Source organism: Methylobacterium sp. Leaf94, from assembly GCF_001426045.1.
Lineage (GTDB): Bacteria > Pseudomonadota > Alphaproteobacteria > Rhizobiales > Beijerinckiaceae > Methylobacterium.
The window spans coordinates 182,352-189,074 of record NZ_LMRM01000062.1 but is presented as its reverse complement, the minus strand read 5'-3'; the positions used below and the strand labels follow the sequence as shown (position 1 = coordinate 189,074).

General features: G+C 70.8%; 9 protein-coding genes. 3 read left to right on the top strand and 6 right to left on the bottom strand.

Annotated features, from left to right (window positions below):
- Window positions 1-99: 99 nt before the first annotated feature.
- On the bottom strand, window positions 100-933 hold the full coding sequence (locus ASG63_RS21910; RefSeq protein ID WP_056221756.1) for a 3-keto-5-aminohexanoate cleavage protein: 834 nt from the start codon (window positions 931-933) through the stop codon (window positions 100-102).
- Window positions 934-1,074: 141 nt separating this feature from the next.
- On the opposite strand from ASG63_RS21910, the gene aroQ reads away from it, so the two are divergent.
- Window positions 1,075-1,518, top strand: a complete 444-nt coding sequence (aroQ, locus tag ASG63_RS21905) for a type II 3-dehydroquinate dehydratase (RefSeq protein WP_056221751.1) — start codon at window positions 1,075-1,077, stop codon at window positions 1,516-1,518.
- 3 nt (window positions 1,519-1,521) lie between these two features.
- Here the strand turns inward: aroQ and ASG63_RS21900 are convergent, their stop codons facing one another.
- From ASG63_RS21900 to ASG63_RS21890, 3 genes are all read right to left on the bottom strand, one after another.
- The gene (locus ASG63_RS21900) at window positions 1,522-2,514 is read right to left on the bottom strand and encodes a DUF808 domain-containing protein (RefSeq protein ID WP_056221750.1); all 993 of its coding nucleotides are present in this window, start codon (window positions 2,512-2,514) and stop codon (window positions 1,522-1,524) included.
- A 155-nt stretch (window positions 2,515-2,669) separates the two neighbouring features.
- On the bottom strand, window positions 2,670-3,236 hold the full coding sequence (ssb, locus tag ASG63_RS21895; protein ID WP_056221747.1) for a single-stranded DNA-binding protein: 567 nt from the start codon (window positions 3,234-3,236) through the stop codon (window positions 2,670-2,672).
- Window positions 3,237-3,442: 206 nt separating this feature from the next.
- Window positions 3,443-4,459, bottom strand: a complete 1,017-nt coding sequence (locus ASG63_RS21890; protein WP_056221743.1) for an NADP-dependent oxidoreductase — start codon at window positions 4,457-4,459, stop codon at window positions 3,443-3,445.
- Window positions 4,460-4,649: 190 nt separating this feature from the next.
- Between ASG63_RS21890 and ASG63_RS21885 the strand changes: the two genes are divergently transcribed.
- On the top strand, window positions 4,650-5,048 hold the full coding sequence (locus ASG63_RS21885) for a DUF4174 domain-containing protein (RefSeq protein ID WP_056221738.1): 399 nt from the start codon (window positions 4,650-4,652) through the stop codon (window positions 5,046-5,048).
- Window positions 5,049-5,121: 73 nt separating this feature from the next.
- On the opposite strand, the gene ASG63_RS21880 is transcribed toward ASG63_RS21885, so the two are convergent.
- Together ASG63_RS21880 and ASG63_RS25730 are read right to left on the bottom strand one after the other, a co-directional pair.
- Complete coding sequence (locus tag ASG63_RS21880; RefSeq protein WP_056221735.1) at window positions 5,122-5,640, bottom strand: hypothetical protein; 519 nt, start codon at window positions 5,638-5,640, stop codon at window positions 5,122-5,124.
- Between the two features lie 67 nt (window positions 5,641-5,707).
- The gene (locus ASG63_RS25730; protein ID WP_156394304.1) at window positions 5,708-5,881 is read right to left on the bottom strand and encodes a hypothetical protein; all 174 of its coding nucleotides are present in this window, start codon (window positions 5,879-5,881) and stop codon (window positions 5,708-5,710) included.
- On the opposite strand from ASG63_RS25730, the gene ASG63_RS21875 reads away from it, so the two are divergent.
- Window positions 5,880-6,686: a phosphodiester glycosidase family protein gene (locus ASG63_RS21875; protein WP_056221731.1), complete on the top strand. Its 807-nt coding sequence runs from the start codon at window positions 5,880-5,882 to the stop codon at window positions 6,684-6,686. The two genes, ASG63_RS25730 and ASG63_RS21875, sit on opposite strands and share 2 nt — an antisense overlap.
- Window positions 6,687-6,723 lie beyond the last annotated feature (37 nt).

Here is a 6,723-nt window from a genome sequence, read left to right as displayed (position 1 = left end):
CAGGCTCATAACCTGAAGGTCACAGGTTCAAATCCTGTCCCCGCAACCAAACTCAACAAAAAGCCCGCCCCGGTGAAATCCAGGGCGGGCTTTCGACGTTCACGCCTGCCCCAGGCCCAGGAAGGCGCGGGCCTCCGCCGGCGTGGCAACCCGACGGCCGTGCCGCCGTACGGTCTCCGCCGCCAGGGCGACGAGTTCGGCATTTCCGCTGGCGAGGCGCTCTCGGGTGATCCGGATGTTGTCTTCGAGGCCCGTCCGCACGGCATGCGCCCCGCGGGCGAGCGCCCAATCCATCACCTTCGCCTGATGCCGCCCGATCCCGGCCGCCGTCCAGGTTGCCCGGGGCAGGATGCGACGCATCTCGCCGAGCATGAGGTCGAGGAGGTGCGGGTCCGCCGGCATGGCGTTTTTCACGCCCATGACGAACTGGACGTGCGGGCGGTCATCGATCAGCCCGGCTTCCACGAGACGCAGGGCGCCGTGAAGATGCGACAGGTCGAAGATTTCGATCTCGGGACGCACGCCGAACCGCTTCATCTGACCCGCGAGGTCCGTCACGAGGTTCGCGTGGTTCTCGTAGACGATGGTCGGAAAGTTCACCGACCCCGTGGAGAGCGAGGCCATGTCGGGACGATGCGACAGGGACAGGCCCCGGCTCGCCGGGTCGCGCCCCCGCCCGCCCGTGGAGAACTGGACCACAATACCCGGGCAGGCCCGGCGCAAGCCTTCCTGGACGGCGGCAAAGCGATCGGGATCCGAGGACGGCGTCTCGTCGTCGTTGCGCACATGGATATGCGCGAGGGTGGCCCCGGCGGCGTAGGCGGCCTGTGTCGAGGCAATCTGCTCCGCCACCGTGACCGGCAGCGCCGGGTTGTCGGATTTGCGGGGCACCGAGCCGGTGATCGCGACGGCGATGACGACGGGCTCGTTCATGAAACGTCCTCCTGTGCGGATGCGGCGATGGGCGCCCCTCCCCGCCCGGCATGGCCCGCGCAGGCGGAGACCGCAAGCGCGCCGCGCCGGGCGCGACAGGACCCTTTCCGGGCCCGCCCACCCGCCTTAAGACTGGCGTCCATGCACGACACGATCCTGATCCTGAACGGCCCGAACCTCAACCTGCTCGGCCAGCGCGAACCCCACATCTACGGGCACGAGACGCTGGCGGATGTGGAAGCCCGGTGTCGAACCCTGGCCGCCGGCTTCGGCCTCGCGGTCGCCTGTCACCAGAGCAATGCCGAGGACCAGCTCATCGACTGGATCCAGGCCTACCGGGTGGGCTCGGCCGGGATCGTGATCAATCCGGGTGCCTACACGCACACCTCGATCGCGATCCTCGATGCCCTGAACGCCTGCGAGGTGCCGATCATCGAGTGCCACATCTCGAACGTGCATCGGCGCGAGGCTTTCCGCCAGCACTCCTACGTCTCGCTCGCCGCGACCGCCGTGATGGCGGGCTTCGGCACACATGGCTACGAACTCGCGGTTCGGCACATCGCCCACCTGCGCGGTGCCTCCTAGATTTCAGGCGGCCCGGGTCCGCAGCCGGGCCAGGCTGTTCCAGGCCGGTGCCAGGAGGAAGCTCGTCACCGGGATCAGGGCCGCGCCGACCACGAGACCGACGAGGCCGGAGCCCGCCGCGGTGACGAGCCACTCGACCGTCCCGGTGAGGGGACCGGCGACGCCCGCCGCCCCGGCCGCCACGGCGTGGATGGCGTGGCCGATCTGGGGCAGGCCGTAGCCCTCGAGGCCGTGCACCAGGATGCCGCCGCCGACCCAGATCATCGCGGCGGTGCCGACGATGGCCAGGATCTTGAGAAAGCCCGGCATGCCCTTGACCAGGGCGCGGCCGAGGCCGCGCACAAGGCTGCCGAAGGCCGAGCGCGACCCGTTGGCGGCCATCGCGACCCCGGCATCGTCCGCCTTCACGATCAGGGCGACGCCGCCATAGACCGCGACCGTGATCCCCACCGCCACCACGGCGAGGACCGCCGCGCGCATCCAGATCGAGCCCTCGGGCAGGGCCGCGAGGGTGATGGCCATGATCTCGGCCGAGAGGATGAAGTCCGTCTTGATCGCGCTGGAGACCTTCCGATCCTCCAGGGCCTGGGCATCGCCGGCCGCTTCGTCGCGCTTCGCCGCGTGGGCATGGGCCTTGTGCGGGAACAGCGCCTCGTAGACCTTCTCGGTGCCCTCGTAGCAGAGATAGGCCCCCCCGAGCATCAGCAGGGGCGTGATCGCCCAGGGCGCGAAGGCGCCGAGCGCCAGGGCGGCGGGCAGCAGGAACAGCAGCTTGTTGCGCAGGGAGCCCAGCGCGATGCGGCCGACGATGGGCAGTTCGCGCTCGGCGGCGAAGCCCACCACGTAGCGGGGCGTCACGGCGGCATCGTCGATGACGACGCCGGCCGCCTTCACGCCGGCGCGGCCCGCCTGGGCGGCGACATCGTCGAGGGAGGCCGCCGCCACCTTGGCGAGACCCGCGACGTCATCGAGAAGCGCGATCAGTCCGATGCTCACGGGAACCCCTGCCTGGCCGGCCACAGTCCCCGCGCCGGATGGCGCGGCGAGCTTGGCCTTTACAGGAGACGAACGAGGCGGCGATTTGATCCCGGAGCCGCGCCGATGACCGTCGGGACCTGGCGTCCCGCGCGATCAACGACGCGGGGTCGACCCTAGAACGGAATGTCGTCGTCGAGGTCGAAGTTCGGCTTCGAGCCGCCGCCACCGCCACCCGAGGCGGGTCGGCGCTCGCCGCCGCCCGAGGGGCGACCGCCGCCGTAATCCCCGCCGCGGTCGCCGCCGCGTCCGCCACCACCGCCGCCGAAATCGCCGCCACGGCTGATCTGACCGCCGCTCTCCTCGTCCATGCCCATTTCACCGCCGCCACTGCGGCCGTCGAGAAGGGTCAGCTCGCCCCGGAAGCGCTGGAGCACCACCTCGGTGGTGTACTTCTCGACGCCGGACTGGTCCGCCCATTTGCGGGTCTGGAGCTGTCCCTCGATGTAGACCTTCGAGCCCTTGCGCAGGTACTGTTCCGCCACGCGGGCGAGGTTCTCGTTGTAGATCACCACCGAGTGCCACTCGGTCTTTTCCTTGCGCTCGCCCGACATCTTGTCCTTCCAGGACTCCGATGTGGCGATGCGCAGGTTGACCACGGGATCACCGGAGGCGAGGCGCCGTGTCTCGGGGTCGCGCCCGAGATTGCCCACCAGGATCACCTTGTTCACGCTGCCGGCCATGCCGCTCTCTCCTACCGATCGATCTCACTGCGCGCTGCGGCCCCGAAAGACCGGGACGCCGCCCTGTCATGGGCCTCTCGGGCCCCGGCGGCAATCGCGGTCGGCGGGCTGTCCCCGTGACTCTCAGGGAATCGGGGGGATCTGTATGTTCTATCTTTGTTCTGTTCAGGGGGCAAGGCGCCTCGGAAGCGCGCCCTACCCTTCGCTCAGCGGATGCGGACGATGAGCTTGCCGAAATTCCGACCCTGCAGCAGGCCCGCGAAGGCCTCCGGCGCGTTCTCCAGCCCGTCGACGATGTCCTCGCGATGGACCACGAGGCCGTCGCGCAGCCAGCCCCCGACTTCCTCCAGGAACGCCGTTTCCTGCGCGGCGAAGTCCCAGACGATGAAGCCCTGGAGGTGCAGGCGCTTCGACAGGATCGCGCGCATCAGCACCGGCACCCGGTCGGGGCCGGGCGGCAGCTCGGTGGCGTTGTAGCCGGAGACGAGGCCGCAGACCGGGATGCGGGCGAAGTTGTTCAGGAGCGGCAGCACCGCGTCGAACACAGCGCCGCCGACATTCTCGAAATAGACGTCGATCCCGTCCGGGCATGCGGCCGCCAGCGCGTCCGGAAAGTTCTCGGCGCGGTGGTCGATGGCCGCGTCGAACCCGAGGGTGTCGCGCAGGAAGGCGCATTTCTCGGCGCCGCCCGCGATGCCCACCGCCCGGGCTCCTTTCCGCTTGGCGATCTGTCCGACGAGGGAGCCGACCGGTCCGGTGGCGGCGGCCACCACCACGGTCTCCCCGGCCTTGGGCTGGCCGATGTTCAGGAGGCCCGTATAGGCCGTCATGCCGGGCATGCCGAGGATGCCGAGGGCGGTGGTGACGGGGGCGGCGTCCGGATCGAGGCGGCGCAGGCCACGGCCGTCGGAGACGGCGAAGTCCTGCCAGCCGCCGAAGCCCACCACCGTTTCGCCGACGCGGTAGTCGGGGTGTTGGGACTCGATCACCTCCGCAACGGTGGCGCCCACCATGGTGTCGCCGATCGCCACTGGCTCGGCGTAGGATTTCGCCGCGCTCATGCGTCCACGCATGTAGGGGTCGAGGGAGAGCCAGCGGTTGGCGAGCAGCACCTCGCCCGCCTTCGCCACCGGCATCCGCGCCTCCTCGAGCCGAAAATGCGAGGCGTTCGGCTCACCGTGCGGACGGGCGGCGAGGACGATGCGGCGATTCACGTGGGTCATGGGGCGGCTCCAGGGTTTTCGCGATGGGGTTCGCGAGAGGCGACGGGCGCGCCGTGGACGCGCCCGTCGGGAGATCTCCCGACAGATGGGACGGCGGCAGCCGATGACAATTCCGTGCGGGTCGGGCGACGGGTCCGGCGGCCCCTCCGCGCGTTGTCCCGGAACGGCGACAGGCACGGGAGACATCGGGATGGCGCGCGGATGGCGAACGATCGGGGCGATGCTGCTCGGCGTCACGGCGGCCCAGGCGGCGGAGAACCCGCTGGTGCGCGAGCGCTGGACGTCCCGGGTTCTGGTGATCTCCGCGCCCGAGCCCGGCGATCCCCGGGTCACGGCCCAGCGTGCCGCGCTCGAGACAGCTCGAGCCGGCATGATGGAGCGCGATCTCGTGATCCGCGAGGCGTTCGGCGACACGACCGAGGCACGGCGCCTGCGGGCGGTCCTCGGGCTCCCCGCGGACGGGTTTCGCGTGGTGCTGGTGGGCAAGGACGGCGAGGCCAAGCGGACCGCGACGGCGCCGATCCCGGCGGACGCGCTGTTCGAGACCATCGACGCGATGCCGATGCGCCGGGAGGAGAGGCGTCGCTGAGGCGCGGACCAGCGGCCAACGAAAAGGGGCCGCACGCGGCGGCCCCTCGAAAAACGCCGATCAGGCGATCCGATCAGTAGCAGCGCTCGACCAGCACCCGGCGGTAGCCGTAGGGGGTCCAGCGCACGCGCGGGACCGTGTAGCAGCCGCCGCCGTAGCCGTAATCGTAGGCGCCGTAGCCCACCGGGGCGTAGCCGTAGCCGTAGCCGTAGCCCGGGCCGTAGCCTCCGTAGAGACCTCCCGCCGCCAGGCCGAGGCCGACGCCGAGACCCAGGCCGCCGAGCCCGTAGCCGTAGCCGCGCCCGTAGCCGCGCCCGTAATATCCGCCGCGGTAGCCACCGAAGCCACCGCGATAGCCGCCGAAGCCGCCGCGATAGCCGAAGCCGGCATGGCGGAAACCGCCGCCGCCGAAGCCACCCCGGAATCCACCGCCACCGAAGCCGCCCCGGAAGCCGCCGCCTCCGAATCCGCCGCCGTGGAAGCCGCCACCGTGGAAACCGCCGCCACCGAAGCCGCCGCGCGCTTCCGCGGTGGCGGGAATCATCGCGAGCGCGCCGATCATGGCCGCCGAGGCCAGAACAACTCGTTTCATCACATCGTCTCCGAAAGAAGCCGAAACGTCCCCTTGGACGCACAAACGCGGTGGCACCCGGAAGGGTTCATGCGCGTTTCGACTCTCCCGTCATCGTGAAGCGCGCCGAGCCCTGCCCGGCCCCGGTGGTCGCCCCGGACATCGGGCCGCCCTTGAAATCGCCCGGGGTTTCGGGCGAGGAAGCGGGGCCGGCCGCCACGATCCTCCGGCGGGCGCGGTCGAGGGGGATGCGGGTGACCATGGTGCAGGATGTCGTGCGGGCTCGCGTTCGGATACGCCGTTTCCCGGTCCCCGCCCTTCTGCGCGCCGCCCTCCTGAGCGCCGCCTGCCTCGCCCTCGGCGGTCCGGCCAGGGCCGCGCCGGCGGCCGCCCCTGCCCCGGCGCCCTGCCGGGCCGTCCAGGCGGAGGGCGAGGCCTACACCGTCTGCACGGTCGACCTGCGCCGCGAGCGGGTGCGGCTGTTCTGGCTCGGGGCCGATGGCCTGCCCTATTCCTCGCTCTCGACCCTGGCGGAGAAGCAGGGGGCGTCCCTGCGCTTTGCCATGAATGCCGGCATGTACGACAAGGGCCAGGCCCCGGTCGGGCTCTACATCGAGGACGGGCGCGAGCTGAAGGGCGTTTCCACCGCCAACGGGCCAGGCAACTTTCACCTGAAGCCGAACGGCATCTTCTGGGTGAAGGGCGAGCGTGCCGGCGTGATGGAGACGGGCCGCTACCTGCGCAGCGCCCCGAAGCCGGATTTCGCCACGCAGTCGGGGCCGATGCTCGTCGTGGACGGGCATATCCACCCCAAGATCTCCGCGGACGGCCCGAGCCAGAAGATCCGCAACGGGGTCGGGGTCCGCGACGACGGCCGCACCGCCGTGTTCGCGATCTCGGAGCGGCCGGTGAGCTTCGGCGCCTTCGCGCGCCTGTACAAGGACACCCTCGGCTGCCGCAACGCGCTCTTCCTCGACGGCAGCGTGTCGAGCCTCTACGCCCCGTCGATGAACCGCTCGGATCTCAGCCGCCCCCTCGGCCCGATGGTCGGGGCGGTGGCGCGCTGAGGGCCCGCTCAGACCCAATCCGTCCGATCCCTTCGGG

Excerpts from the sequence above, each read along its gene's own strand:
- ASG63_RS21910 (WP_056221756.1), bottom strand. The coding sequence starts at position 933 with ATGAACGAGCCCGTCGTCATCGCCGTCGCGATCACCGGCTCGGTGCCC.
- aroQ (WP_056221751.1), top strand. The coding sequence starts at position 1,075 with ATGCACGACACGATCCTGATCCTGAACGGCCCGAACCTCAACCTGCTC.
- ssb (WP_056221747.1), bottom strand. The coding sequence starts at position 3,236 with ATGGCCGGCAGCGTGAACAAGGTGATCCTGGTGGGCAATCTCGGGCGC.
- ASG63_RS21890 (WP_056221743.1), bottom strand. The coding sequence starts at position 4,459 with ATGACCCACGTGAATCGCCGCATCGTCCTCGCCGCCCGTCCGCACGGT.
- ASG63_RS21885 (WP_056221738.1), top strand. The coding sequence starts at position 4,650 with ATGGCGCGCGGATGGCGAACGATCGGGGCGATGCTGCTCGGCGTCACG.
- ASG63_RS21880 (WP_056221735.1), bottom strand. The coding sequence starts at position 5,640 with ATGAAACGAGTTGTTCTGGCCTCGGCGGCCATGATCGGCGCGCTCGCG.
- ASG63_RS21875 (WP_056221731.1), top strand. The coding sequence starts at position 5,880 with ATGGTGCAGGATGTCGTGCGGGCTCGCGTTCGGATACGCCGTTTCCCG.
- ASG63_RS25730 (WP_156394304.1), bottom strand. The coding sequence starts at position 5,881 with ATGGTCACCCGCATCCCCCTCGACCGCGCCCGCCGGAGGATCGTGGCG.